Raw genomic sequence first — 20564 nt, 5'->3', positions numbered from 1 at the left:
TTCTCCCAAATCTAAAATGCTGATTTCTCAGTCGCTCGAATTACATTCAGGTATGTAGACCAGCGCCTTTTTAAAAAGTTCTTAATGATCTTTTAATTTTTTGAAATCTGTTTTCAAAAACAAAAGAGTTACTTATCAACTCTCTGTTGGTATAGGATTATACGAATCACATAAACAATCCATAATACCCCATGAAACAAGCCGTTGAACACCTCACAGACGTGTTGATCATTGGCAGTGGTGCCGCCGGTCTGACACTTGCGTTACATCTCGCTCCGCACTGTAAAGTCACTGTATTATCGAAAGGCCCACTTAATGAAGGTTCGACCTATTATGCACAAGGGGGTATTGCGTCAGTATTCGACGTCGAGGATACCATAGAATCCCATGTGGCTGACACTTTGGTCGCTGGTGCGGGCTTGTGTGATAAAGCCGCGGTGACCTTCACCGCCGAGAATGCCAAAGCCGCGATGCAATGGCTGATAGAGTGCGGTGTTGCGTTCGATAAAGACGAACATCCAGACGGTACGATTGATGAAAGCCACTATCACCTGACACAAGAAGGTGGTCACAGCCATCGACGCATTTTGCATGCGGCCGATGCAACCGGCAAAGAAGTGCAAACCACGCTGCAGCAGCAAGCCAAATCACATCCAAATATTACCGTCCTTGAACGCTACAACGCAGTGGATTTGATTACCACCCGTAAGCTTGGTCGCTCAGGCAATCGGGTATTAGGCGCTTATGTGTGGAATCGTGCACAAGAACGGGTTGAAACCATCAAAGCGCGTTTTGTGGCGTTATCAACCGGCGGCTCATCTAAGGTATATCAATACACCTCGAACCCTGATGTGTCCTCGGGTGACGGCATCGCTATGGCGTGGCGTGCCGGCTGTCGAGTGGCCAACATGGAATTTAACCAATTTCACCCAACCTGTTTATATCATGCCGAAGCGCGAAACTTTTTGCTGACAGAAGCGTTGCGCGGTGAAGGCGCCTACCTACTACGCCCAGACGGTACTCGCTTTATGCCTGAGTATGATGAACGCGCTGAATTAGCGCCACGGGATATTGTGGCGCGCGCCATCGACCATCAAATGAAAAAGCTCGGCGCCGACTGTGTCTATCTTGATATCTCACACAAAGATAGCGAGTTTATTAAAAAGCATTTCCCAACCATTTACCGCCGCTGTCTCGAATTAGGCATAGATATTACTGAGCAGCCGATCCCAGTCGTGCCCGCCGCGCATTATACCTGCGGTGGTGTGATGACCGATTTGCACGGTCAAACTGATCTCAATGGCTTATATGCCATCGGTGAGACTGCGTACACTGGGCTACATGGTGCAAACCGCTTGGCCAGTAATTCACTGCTTGAATGTTTAGTCTTCGCGCGCGCAGCGGCGCAGGACATCGAAAGTCAATTAACCAAGCAAGCGCAAGAAGTAGATATTCCCGCCTGGGATGAAAGCAAAGTCTCTAACTCTGATGAAGAAGTGGTCATTGCCCATAACTGGCATGAACTCCGCCTGTTTATGTGGGACTATGTAGGGATTGTACGTTCCAACAAACGCCTTGAGCGTGCGCTGCGCCGGGTCACTATGCTGCAACAAGAGATTGATGAGTATTACAGCAACTTTAGAGTGAGTAACAACTTACTTGAGCTTCGTAACTTGGTGCAGGTGTCGGAATTAATCATTCGCTGTGCAATGCAACGCAAAGAGAGTCGCGGCTTACATTACAACATCGATTATCCGAACAAAATCGACAACCCGAAACCGTCAATTCTACAGCCAGATTAAATCTCTGGTTGGGTGGGTGATGGGCGTCGATTCAGCAGTAATCGGCAAAGATGACGATAATCATCACCACTGAACATATCCGCAAATAAAAGGATGGGCAGTTTTTGTCCATCCTTTTGCATAAAAAAGATCGTCAACCAAGGTGACACCCACAGCTTGTCTCCCACCGAGAACTGCGCACCACTGGGCTGAAGGCCCCTGCCATATTCATCGAGGGAAAATGTCAGTTGCCATTTTTTAAGCTGCCTAAACTGCCACACTAGTGCAATGACTACTGCTGTAAATAGTAGATATTTTAGAGGGAGATAGAATGCTGCTTTGATATCAGGCCAAAGCCAGAAGCTACTGAGCAGCGCAGCAGCCAGCAATAGAAAACTCAACTGCTGGCATAATGATGATGCTAAATGAAAACTATGGCGCTGCACGCCCGCGAACTCGCACAACCATCTCAGCCAGTTCCGCATCAGGGCATTGTTTATGGCCCATAAACCAGGCAAACAACTCAGGATCTTCGCATTCCAGTAGGCGAACAAATGTCGCTTGATCCATTTCTGACATCGCTTGATAGTGATTTTCTACAAAAGGCTGGAATAACACATCCAGCTCCAACATACCACGACGGCATGCCCATCTAACACGAGCAAAACTCATCTGTTCCGTCATTGACAAACTCCAGTGATTAACGCTGAACCCAGTTTACTCGTACTGATTTACGCTGTCGATTAACCCAAAGTTTCAAATCGGCGAATCGTGACCTGAAAACAATCCGGTAAAATCACTGTTCAGCAATAACTTAACCGATGGATGCTGAATCATACGCTCAGCAAAAATCAGATGGTACTCTTCTTTAATTTCGGCCGCAGTGCCCAGCAACTGCATGCCACGTGCGACAATATCTTGGGTGTAAATCGCAGGCGCGACAAAAATCCCCCGCCCCATATAGCCAAATTCGCGCATCATCGCCGCATCATCAAATTCACCAGCAATTGTGATGGACAGATCTAACTCATCAAACCATTGATATAACTGCTGCCCGAGTGACGATTTTTTACTTGGAATTAATAACGGCGCATCAAGTAAGCAGGCGGGAAATGGCCTAGCCATCGGTAGGTGGTAAAAAAAGGCGATATCACTCTCACCCAATTTTTTTGACAGAATCTCGGTGTACTTTAACGAGTCCCCAGCACAGTCCGATAAAATCACATCAAGTTTATGTGCACGTAAGCGTTCCATCAGTCCTTCATGAGTTGCCTCGTAACAGGCAATTTTTGTGGTGCCATCGAGCGGCATCACTGACATCAAGACTTTGCCCACCAGCGTTTTAGACAAGGCGTCTGCAACGCCCACCTCAAACAACACACTGTTATCTTGACGATAGTTCAGTACATCAAGCATCTCATACGACAGGGCAAACATCTTATCGGCGTAGCGAAATACCAGTTCACCCAGTTCTGTGGGTTCTAATTTGCGCCCATTACGTTTAAAAACCGCGCCGTTAAGACGTTCCTCAAAGGCGCGGATCTGCCCAGTAATGGTTTGCGGAGTTAAGCAAAGTGTTTCGGCGGCTTTGGTCACAGAACCTTTCTTATTCACCATCCAAAAATAATAAAGATGGTTATAGTTCAAATGCGACATCCCGCCTCCTGTGCTAATTCATACGCTGACAATCAACCAGACTAAACACTGCCTGTTCTAAAGATTCCTGAGACACGATGGTACCTGATTCAAAACCTTCGACAAGCGCCATCACTAAATTATTGCGCTCAGGCAGACGGTCTAAACAGTATTGTCGATTGGCCTCTTGGTAGCGTTTACCGCCTCGATACTTGAGCGCACGCGAGGCGTAGTCATCACTGTCTAAACGAGCCCCCACAGCTTTGGGTTTGTAAAGCAGCACCCCATCCACCATTCCTTCCAAGTAACTGGCACAGGCTGTTGATGTGACCTCCGTTTTACATGCCGCCAACTGTGAACCCTGTGCAGCGGGAAGCATTCCCACCATCAACCCTGCGCCTATAAGCCATGCTTTCATACTCGACCTCCGGTTTCTGGTAATGTTTTGGATAACCATAGATAGCCAACCACCGCAGCTACCATTGACCCCATCAAAATGCCTAGCCGTGCTAGATCTCCGTAAATTACGCCGCCATGTTCAAATGCTAACGAGGCGATAAACATCGACATGGTAAAGCCAATACCGCACATCACAGCTACGGGCGCGATATGACGCCAACCGATACCTTCAGGTAGTTCAGCCCATCGTAGCTTCACCGCAACGAAACTAAACAGCATCACCCCTAACGGTTTACCCAATAACAAGCCTAAAGCAATGCCGATTGGTACCGGTGATATCAAACTTTCTGCCGATACACCGCCAAGCGACACCCCCGCGTTTGCAAATGCAAACAGCGGCAAAATAACGAAATTACTCCAAGGATGCAGACTGTGCTCCAAGTGCTCTGACGGTGAATGTCCATTGTTACCGCGCAGCGGGATCGCAAAGGCAATAATGACGCCAGCAAGCGTGGCGTGCACACCGGACTTCAGTACCGCAACCCACAAGATGAGGCCAACAACACCATAAGCACCAAGTGAAGTCACCCCTTTTCGATTGAGCGCAATCAAGCCAACAACTGCCGCGGCGGCAATCACTAAACTGGTGACCGACAAGTCAGCGCTATAGAACAAGGCGATAATGACGATCACGCCAAGGTCATCGATGATAGCCAAGGCTAACAGGAACACTTTCAAGGCCACAGGCACGCGGCTACCCAGCAACGCCATGATACCTAAGGCAAAGGCGATATCGGTGGCAGCGGGAATTGCCCAACCACCTAAGGTGAATTCATCATGATAGTTAAAAGCCGCGTAAATAAGTGCTGGGAACAACATGCCGCCGATTGCGGCAAATGTCGGCAAAGACGCTTTAGCTACACTCGATAACGCGCCTTCTAATAGCTCGCGCTTCACTTCTAGGCCGATAAGCAGAAAGAACAGTGCCATCAAACCATCGTTAATCCACAGTAACAATGGCTTGTTAATATCTAAAGCACCGAGACGGATTTGCAGCGGTGTATCTAACATTCCCTGATACAAACCGACTAACGGGGTATTGGCGAACAACATCGCGAGCGCCACTGCAACGAGTAGCAAGATCCCCCCAGCCGACTCTTGGCTAAGAAAGTTGCGAATAGCCTTTTCCATTACTTGACTCCAAAACTCAACAATTAATTGAGTATAGCCAAGCCAGATAAACAGTAATAATCGAAAGAATTTGCCAGTTAACTCGGTTTTTCCGAGTTAACTGGCACTTTAGAAAAGAACATTAGATAGCAACAGGGGCTTTAATATGCGGGTGCGGATCATAGCCGCTCAGCTCAAAATCTTCGAAACGATAATCGAAAATTGAATCGGGCTTACGCAGAATAGTCATGGTAGGCAACGCCCGCGGTTCACGGCTCAACTGCAGTGCAGTTTGTTCTAAGTGGTTGGAATATAAATGAGTATCTCCCCCCGTCCAGACAAACTCGCCTAATGCCAAATCACATTGTTGTGCCACCATCATGGTCAGCAATGCGTAACTTGCAATGTTAAACGGCAACCCTAGGAAGATATCACAACTGCGTTGATACAGCTGACAAGACAGTTTACCGTCTGCCACATAAAACTGGAAAAACGCATGGCACGGCGCTAAGGCCATTTTATCTAACTCAGCTACGTTCCACGCTGAAACGATCAGCCTACGCGAATCCGGCTGTTGCTTAATCTGCTCAATCACTTGGGTAATTTGGTCAATGTGTTGGCCATCAGGGGTCGGCCAGCTACGCCATTGCGCGCCGTACACTGGGCCTAAATCACCATTTTCATCCGCCCACTCGTCCCAAATAGAGACATTATTTTCTTTCAAGTAAGCAATATTGGTATCGCCCTGCAAAAACCACAACAGTTCATGAATGATTGAGCGTAAGTGGCACTTTTTGGTGGTGACCAACGGGAAGCCTTTGCTCAAGTCAAAGCGCATTTGATAACCAAATACAGAACGAGTACCTGTGCCAGTGCGGTCAGTTTTCACCGCACCGTTATCAAGCACATGTTGCATTAAATCAAGGTATTGTCGCATTTATTGCTTTCCTTTCACCGGCTTAGTCGCGGCAATATGTTTATCTTTTCTCAAAATCAGGTACAGACCAAACAGGATCATCGGGATCGACAGAATTTGCCCCATAGTCAACCCAAACCAGTAATAGCCCATCTGTGTATCTGGTTGGCGAACTAACTCCGCCACGCAGCGGAAAATACCATAACCGAGCAAAAACATCCCTGACACAGCACCCGCTTTTGACGTACGTTTGCTGAACCAATAAAGCAACAGAAAGAGTGCGACGCCCTCGAGCGCAAACTGGTACAGCTGTGATGGATGACGCGGCAACGGACCACCGCTAGGAAACACCATTCCCCAAGGAACATCGGTGGTTCTGCCCCACAACTCACCATTAATGAAGTTGCCAATTCGGCCAGCGCCTAGGCCAATCGGCACCACTGGAGCCACAATATCGGACACCGCCCAAAAGCTACACTTACGTTTAAAGGCAGTAAACATCATTGCCAAAATCACCCCAACCAAGCCGCCATGGAATGACATGCCACCTTCAGTGATTTTTAACAGATAAAACGGGTCTGCAAGAAAATAATCAAAGTGATACACCAGCACATAGCCGATACGACCACCGAGAATTACCCCAAGAAAGCAATAAAACAACAGATCAGAAACTTGATCCCGAGTCCACAGGCCATTACTGCGATCAGCTTTGCGATTCAGTAACACTAACGCTGCGACAAAGCCCACCAGATACATAAAGCCATACCAGCGCAATGCGGGCTCAAAAGAATGTCCGAAAAGGTCAAACGGACCAAATTTTACGATAATTGGGTCAATGTCAGGAAACTGCAATGCCATAGTATTTTGTACTTCCTGGTATAAGAATAAGTCGTTAACTTAAAATAAGTTTTAGGCCGACAACGAGCAGTAATGCCGCAAAGGTTTTCTTCAGCACTGCTGTTGGCCAAGTGCTCGCAGCTTTAGCTCCCAACGGCGCTATCAGCATCGACGTTGCCACAATGCCTACCAACGCTGGCAAATAAATGTAACCAAACGAGCCCGCTGGCATCCCTTGAATGTTCCAGCCGGCGATAACATACCCTAAACTGCCCCACAGTGCGATGATAAGGCCGTTAGCTGAGGAAAATCCGACCGCTTTTTTCATTTCTAAACCACAGAAACAAAGAAACGGCACCATTAAGGTTCCTCCGCCAATCCCCATCAAGGCTGACAGCACAGCGATGATGGCTGATGCAATGAACAGCACTGGAAATGGCGGTAATTTACGCCCTTCTGCCTTAGGTTTGACCGGATATGCCATATTAATCGACATCAGGATAACGAACACCGCGAACCCTTTTTTGAGGTCTTCACCGGCAATAAGTTCAGCGATAAAACCAGAGCACAGAGCCCCAACCGCCGTCCCCGGCAACATAGGCAAAAACAGTGACCATTCGATATTGCCCCGCTTATGATGCGCACGAGCAGAAGAAAACGAAGTGAGAATAATGGCGGACAAGGAGGTTGCGATCGCAACATGGGGAATAGATTGCGCCGGTACTCCTGCCCAAGGAAGAATATACAGTAATGCGGGCACTGCAATTAGACCGCCACCAATCCCCAATAAGCCAGCAGAGAAACCCACGATTGAACCAAGCAGGGCGCAAACAACAAATATTTGTATAAGTTCCATGTATCTTATGCCGAGGCATCGGCACCCTAATAAGTTAGTCTCGGTGGTGGAAAACCATTAGTTTAAAATGGCGGCTAAATCTTTTTGAGCCAAATACTCGCGAAGCAATTCGCGAACATCTTGCCCACTACGCTTTGACATCGCCTCTTGTAACAACGCTTTAAGTTCTTCTAGGCTAACGCGCCGCAGCAAATAGTTAATCCGGGCCAAACTGCCTTGGTTCATACTTAAGTGACGATATCCCATGGCAGCTAACAGCAATGCGCCAGCAGGCTCCCCCGCCATCTCGCCGCACACACTGCTCTCTAGGCCATAGGCAACACACTGTTCGTGAGCATTTTTCAGTGAGCGCAGCACCCCAGGATGATAGCTATCAAACAGCGATGTTACTCGCGGATTGTTACGGTCAACCGCAAGCAAGTATTGGGTTAAATCGTTACTCCCCACCGAGATAAAATCGACCCGTTTGGCCACTTCCTCCAACTGGAATAACAGCACCGGCACTTCTAACATAATGCCGACTCTTGGCCGACTTAAATTAGGATCTACGTCCGCTTTAAGCTCTTGATAGGCTTGTTCAAAATATTCCAAGGCATGGTCAATCTCTTCGAGATTACTGACCATAGGCAACAACACACTCAGTTGTGTTCCCGCACCGTTCGCTTGCAACATCGCACGGATTTGCACCAAAAACAGCTCGGGATGATCCAGCGACAGACGAATGCCGCGCCAGCCTAAGAACGGGTTTTCTTCTTTAATCGGAAAATAAGGTAACGGTTTATCGCCACCCACATCTAACGAACGCATCGTCACTGGACGACCGTTAACCGCCTGCAGCACCTGTTTGTAAACCGCAATCTGTTCCGACTCACTCGGAAAACGCTGCTGCAACATAAAGGGAATTTCAGTGCGGTACAGCCCAATACCGTCAGAACCATCGGCAATTTCCGATTCCAATCCGCTCAGCAAGCCCGCATTCAAATACAGTTTGATCCGCTGACCATCGGTTGTTTCTGCAGGCAGATGGATTTCTTGCACATATTGCCGTTGCAACGCCTTTTCGGCGTTCATCAACAGTCTAAATTCACTGATCACCGAAGGTGATGGTGACACCATCAAGCTACCGCGAGTGGCATTAAGTACCAACAGTTTACGGTTGATGTTAGCCGCTAAGACCTGTTGAACCCCCGTTAACGCGGGGATCCCCATCGCCCGCGCAAGAATCGCCGCATGTGAGTTGACCCCGCCTAATTCAGTGACAATCCCCACCAGCTTGCCGCGTGGAAACTCTGCCAGTAATGTCGTATCGGCTTCTTTAGTCACCAGAATGATGGGGCGATCTGAGTCCAGTTCTAGCTGGCCAGGTTCAATCAGTTGCCGTAAAACCTTGGTACCAAGTTCGCGAATATCACTGGCACGCTCTTTAAGGTAAGCATCGTCCATCGCTTGGAATTGCTTGATGTAACGCAGCGATACGCGACTGACGGCGGTTTCGGCCTGCCAGCCCTCTTCAACCTCACGCAGATATTCGCCACCGAGACTTGAATCTTCGAGTAGTAATTGTAAGGCAGAGAAGATAGCGACAACTTCTTGATCTTGTTCACGATCAAAACGTTGTGCCAGATTGGCTAAATTATTACGACTACGGGAAATCGCCTGCAGAATGCGTTCTCTTTCCGCCGTAACATCTGCGCAGCGTTGCTCGGGTTGCTCAAGCGAGATATCACCGCCCAACACTAACGCATTGGCAATAGCGATACCATTTGACGCTGGTGTCCCATTAAAAAGCACTTGCGCACGACGATGCTGTACACCGGATTTTTGCTTCAAGCCACGCACCGCCATGGCGAGCTGCGCGGCAAGGGTCATCAAAAAGGCTTCTTCACCTTCGTTGAACTGACGCGAACTGGCCTGCTGAACCACAATAACGCCCAGCAGTTGCTTTTGATAAATGATAGGAACGGCGAGGAAGGCACGATATTCCTCTTCTGCCGCTTCAGGGAATAATTTGAAGCGCGGATGCTGACGCGCATCAGCTAAATTGATCGCCTCTTCACGCTCGGCCACTAAACCAACTAAGCCTTCGGATAAAGGCATGCGCACTTTACCCACAGATTCAGGCTTCAGACCGTCGGTTGCCGATAACACTAGCTCGTTGTTATCTAACACATAGATAGAACAACACTCGGTAGCCATCGCCAACTTAATCTGCTTCACCAGCAGTTCAAGCGCCGCGTCTAAATCTTTAGCCCCAGCAACTGCTTGGGTAATATCCCTGAGCGTGTTTAACAACGGCTCCCCCTGACTCTTTGATAAAGCTAGCGACTATTGCGACTACGATTTCGTCGTCTTGGCTCGCGGTGCTGCAACGCCAAGGTAGTAGCGGAAAACTCTTTCATCACTTTGCGATACACTTCGCGCTTAAAAGACACCACCTGCCGCACCGGATACCAATAGCTCACCCAGCGCCAATCATCAAATTCTGGATGACCACATGCGTTAAGATTCACAGCATTGTCCTGAGACTTCAACTGCAGCAAGAACCACTTTTGTTTTTGGCCAATACAGACTGGCTTACTGTCCTGTCGTACAAGGCGCTTCGGCAATTTATAGCGTAGCCAAGATCGGGTTGATGTTAGGATTTGAACGTGTTCAGGTAACAGCCCAACTTCCTCGAATAATTCTCGATACATCGCTTGTTCAGCGGTCTCGCCATCATCCACTCCCCCTTGGGGAAATTGCCAGGAATGTTGCCCATATCGTCTAGCCCACATCACCTGACCGATCTTATTACAAATAATTATGCCCACATTAGCGCGAAAACCATCGCTATCAATCACATGGACTCCAAAAATCGAGCAAGATTAATGAATTGATTGTTTCACAAACCTCGCTCAGCGGCAATTACCAACTTTGCCAGAATTTGACAGCGATGAAGGTGAATATTTTGCGTCCGTTTCCTAAGTTATTCACTTTTATTGGCTGCAATTTGCGAACTATCCACAAAAACTGTGGATATCTATGTTCGCAACTGGCGAATACTCGGGAAAAAGTCTGATTCTTGGACAAACCGCGCAAAAAGCAGACTGCAATCAAATCTATACAAATTATTGATACATAACAATTTAATACTGATTTACATGTAACTAAGCAGCGTCAAATTTCGATATGGTGATAAAAACAGCAGATAGGCACACATTTAAGTTATCAACACATTGAGGGGCATATAATTAAAAACTTTTATCGGTTTCCTCAATAAAAACGCTACCTTTTGATTACAACTGGACGTCGATGTTGATTTAGCGGTCACATTTAAGCTGAATGATTTGGTTATCCCACAAAACTGTTGATAACCTTGTTGGAAAAGAGGGGGAATCCAGAGAGTAAAAAGGTAAAACGTTTTTCAGCAATATACACAGAATTAATTTCACTATAAAATTCATATTGATAGCACATCGTTATCAAGAGTTTTTTCTGTGCAAAACCATGTTGTACTATTTTTAACCAATATAAAATCTATCCACATTCACTCAAGTTGATGACCATTCAGTATGACCCATGTCCCGCCACCGAACAGTGTTGAGCAGCTTATGCAGCGCGCCGAAGCGTTAGCCGGCTTATCCTTAGCGGATATAGCGAAGGAGCTAAACATTGCTGTGCCAAAGGATCTGCGCCGAGACAAAGGATGGGTGGGGCAATTATTTGAGGCCGCCTTGGGTGCTGAGGCAGGCTCAAAGCCGGAACAGGATTTTTTACACCTTGGCGTCGAGCTAAAGAGTCTTCCACTTAATGCCGCCGGATTACCGTTAGAGACGACCTATGTCTGTGTCGCGCCGCTTGCTAATGTTACCGGCTTACGCTGGGAAGACAGCTTGGTTTACCACAAACTGCAGCGCGTGCTGTGGATCCCCGTAGAAGGTGAACGACAGATCGCCATCGGCGCCCGCCGCGTGGGTATGCCGATACTCTGGCAGCCTACCACACGGCAACAACAGCAGTTGAAGCAGGATTGGGAAGAGATCATGGAATTGATCAGCCTAGGTAAAGTCAGCCAGATTAGCGCGCGTCACGGCGAAGTGCTGCAACTTAGACCCAAAGCAGCCAATAGCAAGGCTATGACCAACAGCATTGCTGAGGACGGTAGCATGCAACAAACCAATCCTCGAGGCTTCTATTTAAAGACCCAATTTACGACCCAAATTTTGCGAGATTATTTCGGATAAGTAGCCAATGAGTTGACGCTGAGTTGATCTAGGTCACACATATCACTGGAAAATATAGGGTTATATCTATAAACTAGCGCTCCTTGGGGATGAGGCGTAAGTTCGGACAAAATATTTTTCGTGAGAGCTAAAGTTCAGGCTAAAAAACTACTATTTGCCATTTTGGCCTGGACAGGGGCAATGTCGGCTTTTGTGTTTTTTCGCTATTCCCAAACCCTCGAAGTGCCTCAATGGGCGGTAAGTCCTGGCGACTTTGCCACTCTCGCGATCTATCTTGGGGTGATTTTTGGCAGCCTGCATTGGATGTCGAACCTCATCGCAGACTTTAGCGCCATCAACCGCCTCCCTTATATTTTCTCGGTTGTGTTTAAAGGTTTATTCCTGCTATTGGGCGCCACAACACTGGCGTATATGACGCAGTACCTCAATATGTGGGCGCTAGAAAACCATATTGCCACGTTGCGGCAGATGCTCACTGTCCACATTCTCTATAGTCCATCGTTCCAAGCCTTGATGGTGTATCTGGTCGTCGTTCGTGTTGGACTGGCGTTTATTGAACAGATGGCGTTGCTGGTAGGCCCACGTATTTTGCTGAACATAGGCATGGGTAAATACCACCGGCCGCGCTATGAACAACGACTGTTTATGTACCTAGATATGGTGGCATCGACCACCCATGCAGAGTCGCTGGGTGACTATCGTTTTAGTCGTCTTATCCAAGATTGTTTTAGCCTGCTGACTGAAACGGTAAACAACAACGAAGCCGAGATTTACCGTTACATGGGGGATGCGGTGTTAATTCATTGGCCGCTGGAAAAAGGCGTAAAGCATGATCGCTGTATGAACATCTACTTTGAGTTCAGCCAACAGCTCAACTGGCAGCGTCGCTATTTTGAAGAACACTACGGATTTGTGCCCAAGTTCAAAGCGGCTGCCCACTGTGGTCAAGTGGTCGCTGCGGTTGTTGGGGTACAAAAGCAAGAGATCAGTTTCTTTAGTGATGTGATTAACACCCTCGCCCGTCTACAGGACCAATGTAATCCATTAGGTCAACGTATGCTGCTCTCTGGCGCCTTGGTATCTCGCCTGGAAAACAGCCACAGCGAATACCAACTCACCAACCTCGGCCCAGTAAAGCTAAAAGGCAAACAGCACTCGATTGAAGTGTATGGTGTGAAGCCTAAGCAGGGTAATTGATTGGCGTGTGCATGCCCTTAAGCAGGGGCGATAAAAATACAAAAGCCGCTTTCGCGGCTTTTTTGATGGTTAATCTTCTAGCTTCAACAGCTTTTGGATTTCTAACCCGAGAGTGCGGAAGGTCATAATACGGCTCGTGGTTTGACGCCATACAATGCCAATCTCCCGATATGGTGCATCACCCGGCGGATTCAACACAGACAAGTCTGTATCTCTTAAAATCCCAGCATCAATCGCCATTTGTGGCAAGAAGGTTGTACCGAGCTTGCTGTTGACCATCTGCACCAGCGTATGCAGGCTAGTAGCCGCAAACGGATTCACTTTGGCACTATCGCTTAACTTACAGGCGCTAATTGCATGACCAGTGATGCAGTGTTCATTTTGCAGCAAAAAGATGCTCTCGTCTGGCAAGGTTTGATAGTCGATCGGCAGTTGCACATCCGCGGCGAGATCTTTGTGGATAACCAGTTTAAATGGGTCAATGCCCACTTTCATGCTGTGGAACCCTGAAACGTCCGCAGGCAAAGCCAACAGTAACAGGTCGAGTTCCCCCTTGCCGAGTGAAGCTAATAAGCGATCCGTTGTGTCTTCCTTCAAGAGTAAACTGAGCTTTGGATAACTCTTCTGACACTGTTTCACCACGCGGCTAAGCAAAAACGGCGCAATTGTGGGAATACAGCCAAGGCGAATTTCACCGGTCATCGGTTCACCTTGGTTTTTCACCAACTCCACCAGATCGTCCACATCGGTCAAAATTTTCAGTGCACGCTGCACAACCTCTTCACCGATTGCGGTGAACATAAACGACTTATGGTCACGTTCGATAAGTTGGTAGCCAAGCTGCTCTTCCAAATTCTGGATGCCGCTAGACAAGGTTGACTGACTCACGTGGCACAGTTTGGCAGCGCGATTGAAGTTCTGCTCTTGGTGTAAGTTCACCAAGTAATAAAGATTTTTTAGGCTGGGCAAATGTTTCATTGTTTTAGACACCGATTGTCTACCCTGAAATTTGTAATACAATACCACAATACAAAAATCGAGTAGATAACGCCAGAACCATTATCAAATTTATCTTTCAGAAAATTCACTGTAAACGAAATGAACGATGAAATGACAGCTTTTTTATGAAAAAACAGATAAGAACAGTGGATAATATCCGAAGATACCAACCACACAAACAAAAAGTGACGCACTAAGCGTCACCCATTCGTGATAGCGAGCTGTGTCAGCGCTTAGGCTTTCTCTTCTAAGAACCGCTTCAGCGTGGCCAAATCACCCTCAATCAACTTCATTATCTCAGCCAACCATTCGGCGTGATGTGCAGCCCACTGAGGGTCTTCACCATGCTGTAAATACTGTGCCAAATGATGGACACGCTTCAAACCTACAGAACCAGCAGCGCCTTTGAACTTATGCGCTTCAGAACACAGTACGTCATTGTCACCAGCATCATAAGCCGCTTTCAGCTTAGCTAAGTATTCTGGTAACAATTTCTCAAACAACACAACGCTGCGCAGTAATGTTCCGGCACCAATTGCACTGCAATACTGTTCCAGCGTGTTGAGATCGAGTACTGAATCCAATTCGCTATTCGCCATTGAGGCACTCCTTACATTTAAAAACTGTTCACATAATACCTGCTTAACTTCAGCGTGCAACCGCTGTACTCAAGCTGGTGCTACTTTTTATTCCGCTGTTACCAAACGTTAACAATCAATCAGTCAGATAGGTGCCTTGGCCACCATATTCCGCCAGATTATCGACAATCCCGACTAAGCCTATCCAACGACTGGCACACCACTGTGGTGCAAGCAACATTGGCATTTTGGTGTAAGCAGTCACTCGATGAAACACAATCTCCTTTGGCGTGCGTCGAATAATATCCGCGGCACTCGCCACGTATTCTTCCAAGGTGGGCGGTGTCAGTCGCCCAGCGCGCCACGCTTTAGCCATAGTGCTACCTTCAACAACGTGCAGAGGATGTAATTTAAGGCCATCAACCCCCGCATCGAGCACTTTTGCCAAGGTTATTTGATGATCGACAATCGTTTCATGAGGAAAACCAAAGATAAGGTGCGTGCAGACTTTTAATCCAAAACGTCGAGCCCGCGTCACCGCATCCTGGTAGGCGGCAAACGTATGGCCACGGTTAATTCGGTGTAAGGTGTCATCATTAGCAGTTTGCAGCCCGAGTTCGAGCCAAACTTCATATCCCTGTTGTTGATAGTCGGCCAACAAGGCCAATACTGTATCAGGGACACAATCAGGCCGAGTCCCCACACACAGCCCCACGAGATCGGCCACCTGCAGCGCTTCATCATAGCGACGTTTTAACAGTGCGTATTCTTCATAGGTGCTAGTATAGGCTTGAAAGTAAGCGAAAAATTTATTCGCTTTTGCCCGCAAACGTTGTTTACCACCGGTGAGCTGTTCGGCTATGCTGAGTTGCGTATCGGGCTCATGGCTAAAAGAAGCGACATTGCAAAATGTACAGCCGCCTTTACCCAGCGTGCCATCACGATTAGGACAAGTGAACTTAGCGTCGAGGGTTAATTTTTGTACCCGTTGACCAAAATTATCTTGGCAATAACGGCCAAGCGTATACACAAAATCATCTAATCCCATGGACACACACAAACAGCAATACAGAAAGCGCGCATGTTATAAGCTGCTGCTGAATATGTGTATGTGCTAAATCAAAGTTTGGGCCGTTATCCCCAACGACCTACGTCCGTTCCTAACCACCCCAAGATGAATAGTTAGTCAAATTTTACGACTATTTAAACACAGTTGCATAGTTCAAAAAAACAGCACTCAGTTCAATAATTTTTTGCATCAAAAATGTTACACTTTGGTGTGAATTTTTTTAATGAATTTATAAATTTCTTTTTATTCATAATGTTATACGTGATATTCTTCAGTTTACGTTAACGGCATGTAATTAGAAAATATTTATGAAATGAGCGAATTTGAATTGAATATATGCAATCTTTTGGTTTGACGTTTGAAGACTCTCAGGATAGTTTGATTGGTTCGGGTGCATATCTTTAGACAGCTATCTATTCAGATTCATGTTGTCGACGTTTTTGGGGGGTTTGTATGAGTTTGTATCATCCCAGTTTTGAGCGGGAAAACTGTGGATTTGGCTTGATTGCACAAATGGACGGTGAAGCGAGTCACCGTATTGTGCGAACAGCAATTCACGGTTTAGATCGCATGAAACATCGTGGTGGGATTGCTTCAGACGGGCGCACAGGTGATGGCTGTGGTTTGCTTATGCAAATGCCAACCAGCTTCTTTGAGGCCATTGCTGAAGAACAAGGCTGGCATCTCAGTCGGCAGTTCGCTGTGGGCATGTTGTTCCTAAGCCAAAAACAAGAGCTGGCAGAAGCCGCCAAAGTGCTTATCGAACAAGAATTAGAAAAAGAGATGCTGAGCATTGCAGGGTGGCGCCACGTTCCGGTGAACCCAGAAGTGTTGGGTGAGATCGGTAAAGCAAGCCTGCCCGATATTTGGCAAGTATTAGTCAATGCACCAGTAGGCTGGCGCGAGCGCGATGTTGAACGTCGCTTATATATGGCTCGTCGTCGAATTGAACAACAGCTACTCGGTGACAAGGATTTCTATGTCGCAAGTTTGTCAGGCCAAGTCATCGTCTATAAAGGACTGATGATGCCAGCTGACCTGCCGGCATTTTACTCAGATCTCGCAGATCTGCGTTTGCAAAGTGCTATTTGTCTGTTCCATCAGCGCTTTTCAACGAACACATCGCCAAAGTGGCCGTTAGCACAGCCATTCCGCTTTTTAGCGCACAACGGCGAAATTAATACCATTACCGGTAACCGTCAGTGGGCACGTGCACGTGCGTACAAATTTAGCTCACCCTTGCTGCCTGATTTGCAGCAAGCTGCGCCATTTGTAAATGAAACCGGTTCAGATTCTTCATCGCTGGATAACATGTTAGAGATGCTGCTGGCTGGCGGCATGGACTTGTATCGTGCAATGCGCTTGCTTATTCCACCAGCATGGCAAAGTAATCCAGAAATGGACGAAGAGCTGAAAGCCTTCTACGACTTCAACTCCATGCACATGGAACCATGGGATGGCCCAGCGGGTATCGTAATGACCAACGGTCGTTATGCTGCTTGCGCGGTAGACCGTAACGGTTTGCGCCCATCACGTTATGTGGTGACCAAAGACCGTATCATCACCCTCGCCTCAGAAGTCGGTATTTGGGATTACCAGCCGGATGAAGTGGTCGAAAAAGGCCGTGTAGGCCCAGGTGAATTACTGGTGCTGGATACCTTGAGTGGTCGCCTGTTCCAATCATTTGAAATCGACAACGATTTGAAACGTCGTCACCCCTATAAAGAATGGATGAAGAAAAACAGCCGGACCCTAACGCCTGCTGAGCAATTGCCAGTAGACCAATTAGGTGTGGGTGAGTTTGATGCCGACAAGTTGCTGCAATTCCAAAAATACTTTGGCTACACTCGCGAAGAGTTAGAGCAAGTGATTTGGGTGATGGCAAGCCGCGGCGAAGAAGCGATTGGCTCTATGGGTGACGATACGCCGATGGCAGTGTTGTCAGCCAAACAACGCTCGATTTTCGATTATTTCCGCCAAAAATTTGCTCAGGTGACCAACCCACCTATCGACCCACTGCGTGAAAAACACGTGATGTCATTAGCGACCTGTATCGGTAAAGAACAGAACATGTTCAACGAAACTACCGGTCACGCCTATCGCGTCATGTTTAACTCGCCAGTGTTGTTGTACAGCGATTTTAACCAATTGCTGCAATTGGATAGCAATTTCTACAAAGCCAATATCGTTGACTTAAGCTACAGCGCCGAAGAAGGCCTGCAAGCTGCAACGGTACGCATCACAGAAGAAGCGGAACGCTACGCCAGCACAGGCACCACCTTGATTGTGTTGTCTGACCGTAACATCAGCAAAGATAAGCTGGTCATCCCAATGGCGATGGCAGTGGGCTCAGTGCAACAGATGTTGGTGACCAAACAACTGCGCTGTGACACCAACATCATCGTAGAAACCGGTGCTGTGCGCGATCCACATCACTTTGCAGTATTGCTTGGTTTTGGGGCGACCGCTATCTACCCATATTTGGTCTATGAAACGATTTCAGGTATGGCACCTAACTATGGTCAAGAAGACATGGTGGGGCTGATGCTCAATTACCGCCAAGGGATTGAGAAAGGCCTGCGTAAGATTATGTCTAAGATGGGCATTTCTACAGTTGCCTCATACCGTTGCAGCCAACTGTTTGAAGCCATTGGTCTCGCTGATGAAGTGGTTGAACAATGCTTTAAAGGTGTGGTTAGCCGAGTGCAAGGGGTTGGCTTTAAAGGTATTGAAGCTGATCAGCAAAAGCTGGCCAAGACCGCATTTCGTGCCCACTTGCCGCTGCCACAAGGTGGCTTGCTGAAATATGTTGAAGGGGGTGAATACCATGCCTTTAACCCAGATGTGGTCAATACACTGCAAGCCTCGTTAGCCACTGAAAACTACGCTGATTACCAAAAATTCGCCAAGTTAGTGGATGAACGTAAGGTAGCCACCTTCCGTGATTTGATGGCGATTAAGAGTGAATTGCCAGCCATTGATGTAGCCGATGTTGAAGCAGACAGCACTCTGTACCCACGTTTTGATACTGCCGCAATGAGTATCGGGGCATTGAGCCCAGAAGCACACGAAGCATTAGCGATTGCGATGAACCGTTTAGGTGGTCGCTCTAACTCTGGTGAAGGTGGTGAAGATCCACGTCGCTTTAATACTGAGCGTAACTCTCGCATCAAACAGATTGCGTCTGGACGTTTCGGGGTAACTGCGCACTATCTGGTCAATGCGGATGTGCTGCAGATTAAAGTCGCGCAAGGGGCAAAACCGGGTGAAGGTGGTCAACTGCCAGGCGATAAAGTGAGCGTGGAAATCGCCTCACTGCGTTATGCCCGTCCAGGGGTCACCTTGATTTCGCCACCGCCGCATCACGACATCTACTCAATTGAAGACTTAGCGCAGCTGATCTTCGACTTGAAACAGATAAACCCGAAAGCCATGGTGTCAGTGAAGCTAGTATCTGAGCCGGGAATTGGCACCATTGCCACCGGTGTTGCTAAAGCTTATGCCGATATGATTACCGTTGCAGGTAACGACGGTGGTACCGGCGCAAGCCCACTGACTTCGGTGAAATACGCCGGTAGTCCATGGGAACTCGGTTTAGCCGAAGTGCATCAAGCCTTGGTAGAAAATGGGCTGCGCCACAAGATCCGCCTCCAAGTGGACGGTGGTTTGAAAACCGGTACAGATGTCATTAAAGCCGCGCTGTTGGGTGCTGAAAGTTTTGGTTTTGGTACCGTACCGATGATCGCCTTAGGTTGTCGCTACCTGCGAATCTGTCACTTGAACAACTGTGCTACAGGTGTTGCAACTCAAGACCAAAACCTGCGTGAAAAGCATTATCACGGTCTGCCAGAGCGAGTGATGACCTACTTCCAATTTGTCGCACGCGATGTGCGTGAATGGATGGCTAAACTCGGTGTCAGCCGCTTTGAAGACCTCGTTGGTCGTAGCGAATGGCTGCAACTGCTTGAAGGTCAAACCGATAAGCAGCAAGGCTTGGATTTATCGCCAATCTTGTATCGTCCCGTAGTAAAACCTACAACGGCACTGACGTGGAAAGAAGCCAACGTCACCGCTGATAAGGGCGAATTAAACCAAGAGTTAGTGGCCAAATGCGCGGAACTGGTGGATAACGGCGAAGGCTTTGATGCCTGTTTCAACATCAGCAATACAGACCGCTCTGTAGGCGCAACTTTGTCTGGCTACATCGCCAGTAAATGGGGCGTAAAAGGTTGCCCGCAGCCAATCAGCATCCGTTTTAATGGCAGTGCGGGTCAAAGCTTCGGGGTGTGGAACAATGAAGGCTTAGAAATGACCTTATGTGGCGATGCCAACGACTACGTCGGCAAAGGCATGTCGGGTGGTAAGCTGACGATCCATCCACCGCATGGCAGCGCCTTTAAAACCGAACGCAGCTCAATCATCGGTAACACCTGCTTATATGGCGCAACTGGCGGTAAATTGTTTGCTGCTGGCCGTGCCGGCGAACGTTTTGGTGTACGTAACTCAGGTGCACTGGCCGTGGTTGAAGGTGTGGGTGATAACGGCTGCGAATACATGACCGGCGGTATTGTGGTTGTTCTCGGCACGACAGGAGTAAACTTTGGTGCGGGTATGACCGGCGGTTTTGCCTATGTATTTGACCAATTTGGTAAATTTGCTCGCCGCGTGAATAAAGAGATGGTAGAGATCCTCAAGGTCGAAGCACCTATCCATCAACAACATCTGCGTGGATTGATTGAACAACATGTCGCCGAAACCGGCAGCGATCACGCCAAAGCCATTTTGCATGATTTTGAGAACTGGCTGGATTGTTTCGTACTGGTGAAGCCAAAGAACATTGCGGCTGCGGATCTGCTCAAAGTGCAGGGTTCCTCTCCAGAGCTGGCGGTAAAAGCGGGGTAAAA

General features: G+C 47.8%; 17 protein-coding genes. 4 read left to right on the top strand and 13 right to left on the bottom strand.

Features of this window, described 5'->3' with window-relative positions; translation table 11 throughout:
* The first annotated feature begins 191 nt into the window (after positions 1–191).
* Positions 192–1802: an L-aspartate oxidase gene (gene nadB, locus JYB87_RS05570; RefSeq protein ID WP_207355903.1), complete on the top strand. Its 1611-nt coding sequence runs from the start codon at positions 192–194 to the stop codon at positions 1800–1802.
* On the opposite strand, the gene JYB87_RS05565 is transcribed toward nadB, so the two are convergent.
* The 10 genes from JYB87_RS05565 to rppH all read right to left on the bottom strand — a co-directional run bounded on the left by JYB87_RS05565 (position 1799) and on the right by rppH (position 10434).
* Positions 1799–2227, bottom strand: a complete 429-nt coding sequence (locus tag JYB87_RS05565; RefSeq protein WP_207355902.1) for a protein YgfX — start codon at positions 2225–2227, stop codon at positions 1799–1801. The two genes, nadB and JYB87_RS05565, sit on opposite strands and share 4 nt — an antisense overlap.
* Positions 2214–2465: an FAD assembly factor SdhE gene (locus tag JYB87_RS05560; protein ID WP_228729953.1), complete on the bottom strand. Its 252-nt coding sequence runs from the start codon at positions 2463–2465 to the stop codon at positions 2214–2216. The genes JYB87_RS05565 and JYB87_RS05560 overlap by 14 nt, the downstream gene beginning before the upstream one ends.
* 72 nt (positions 2466–2537) lie before the next feature.
* On the bottom strand, positions 2538–3437 hold the full coding sequence (nhaR, locus tag JYB87_RS05555; RefSeq protein ID WP_207355901.1) for a transcriptional activator NhaR: 900 nt from the start codon (positions 3435–3437) through the stop codon (positions 2538–2540).
* A gap of 13 nt (positions 3438–3450) precedes the next feature.
* On the bottom strand, positions 3451–3834 hold the full coding sequence (locus JYB87_RS05550; protein ID WP_207355900.1) for a hypothetical protein: 384 nt from the start codon (positions 3832–3834) through the stop codon (positions 3451–3453).
* Complete coding sequence (gene nhaA, locus JYB87_RS05545) at positions 3831–5006, bottom strand: Na+/H+ antiporter NhaA (RefSeq protein WP_207355899.1); 1176 nt, start codon at positions 5004–5006, stop codon at positions 3831–3833. Before nhaA ends, JYB87_RS05550 begins: the two co-directional genes overlap by 4 nt.
* Before the next feature lie 121 nt (positions 5007–5127).
* Positions 5128–5922, bottom strand: coding sequence for a thymidylate synthase (gene thyA, locus JYB87_RS05540; RefSeq protein WP_207355898.1), 795 nt, complete (start codon positions 5920–5922; stop codon positions 5128–5130).
* Complete coding sequence (gene lgt / locus JYB87_RS05535) at positions 5923–6759, bottom strand: prolipoprotein diacylglyceryl transferase (RefSeq protein ID WP_207355897.1); 837 nt, start codon at positions 6757–6759, stop codon at positions 5923–5925. It lies immediately after the preceding gene.
* Between the two features lie 34 nt (positions 6760–6793).
* Positions 6794–7594, bottom strand: a complete 801-nt coding sequence (locus tag JYB87_RS05530; RefSeq protein WP_207355896.1) for a sulfite exporter TauE/SafE family protein — start codon at positions 7592–7594, stop codon at positions 6794–6796.
* A gap of 57 nt (positions 7595–7651) precedes the next feature.
* Positions 7652–9886 (bottom strand): phosphoenolpyruvate--protein phosphotransferase, encoded by a 2235-nt coding sequence (ptsP, locus tag JYB87_RS05525; protein WP_207355895.1) that lies wholly within the window; start codon positions 9884–9886, stop codon positions 7652–7654.
* Between the two features lie 26 nt (positions 9887–9912).
* Positions 9913–10434 carry an RNA pyrophosphohydrolase gene (rppH, locus tag JYB87_RS05520; protein WP_207355894.1) on the bottom strand — a complete coding sequence of 174 codons (522 nt, stop codon included), beginning with the start codon at positions 10432–10434 and terminating at the stop codon, positions 9913–9915.
* Positions 10435–11145: 711 nt separating this feature from the next.
* On the opposite strand from rppH, the gene mutH reads away from it, so the two are divergent.
* Positions 11146–11817 (top strand): DNA mismatch repair endonuclease MutH, encoded by a 672-nt coding sequence (mutH, locus tag JYB87_RS05515; RefSeq protein WP_207355893.1) that lies wholly within the window; start codon positions 11146–11148, stop codon positions 11815–11817.
* A 120-nt stretch (positions 11818–11937) separates the two neighbouring features.
* Complete coding sequence (locus tag JYB87_RS05510; RefSeq protein ID WP_228729952.1) at positions 11938–13014, top strand: adenylate/guanylate cyclase domain-containing protein; 1077 nt, start codon at positions 11938–11940, stop codon at positions 13012–13014.
* A 69-nt stretch (positions 13015–13083) separates the two neighbouring features.
* On the opposite strand, the gene oxyR is transcribed toward JYB87_RS05510, so the two are convergent.
* The 3 genes from oxyR to JYB87_RS05495 all read right to left on the bottom strand — a co-directional run bounded on the left by oxyR (position 13084) and on the right by JYB87_RS05495 (position 15639).
* Positions 13084–13992 (bottom strand): hydrogen peroxide-inducible genes transcriptional activator OxyR, encoded by a 909-nt coding sequence (gene oxyR / locus JYB87_RS05505; RefSeq protein WP_207355891.1) that lies wholly within the window; start codon positions 13990–13992, stop codon positions 13084–13086.
* 254 nt (positions 13993–14246) lie between these two features.
* Complete coding sequence (locus JYB87_RS05500; RefSeq protein WP_207355890.1) at positions 14247–14612, bottom strand: Hpt domain-containing protein; 366 nt, start codon at positions 14610–14612, stop codon at positions 14247–14249.
* A 115-nt stretch (positions 14613–14727) separates the two neighbouring features.
* Complete coding sequence (locus tag JYB87_RS05495) at positions 14728–15639, bottom strand: TIGR01212 family radical SAM protein (protein ID WP_207355889.1); 912 nt, start codon at positions 15637–15639, stop codon at positions 14728–14730.
* Between the two features lie 474 nt (positions 15640–16113).
* On the opposite strand from JYB87_RS05495, the gene gltB reads away from it, so the two are divergent.
* Complete coding sequence (gltB, locus tag JYB87_RS05490) at positions 16114–20562, top strand: glutamate synthase large subunit (RefSeq protein ID WP_207355888.1); 4449 nt, start codon at positions 16114–16116, stop codon at positions 20560–20562.
* Positions 20563–20564: the final 2 nt, after the last annotated feature.

The organism is Shewanella avicenniae, assembly GCF_017354945.1.
Lineage (GTDB): Bacteria > Pseudomonadota > Gammaproteobacteria > Enterobacterales > Shewanellaceae > Shewanella > Shewanella avicenniae.
Note: the sequence above shows the minus strand (reverse complement) of the source record. Positions and strands in the feature narration are given on the sequence as shown.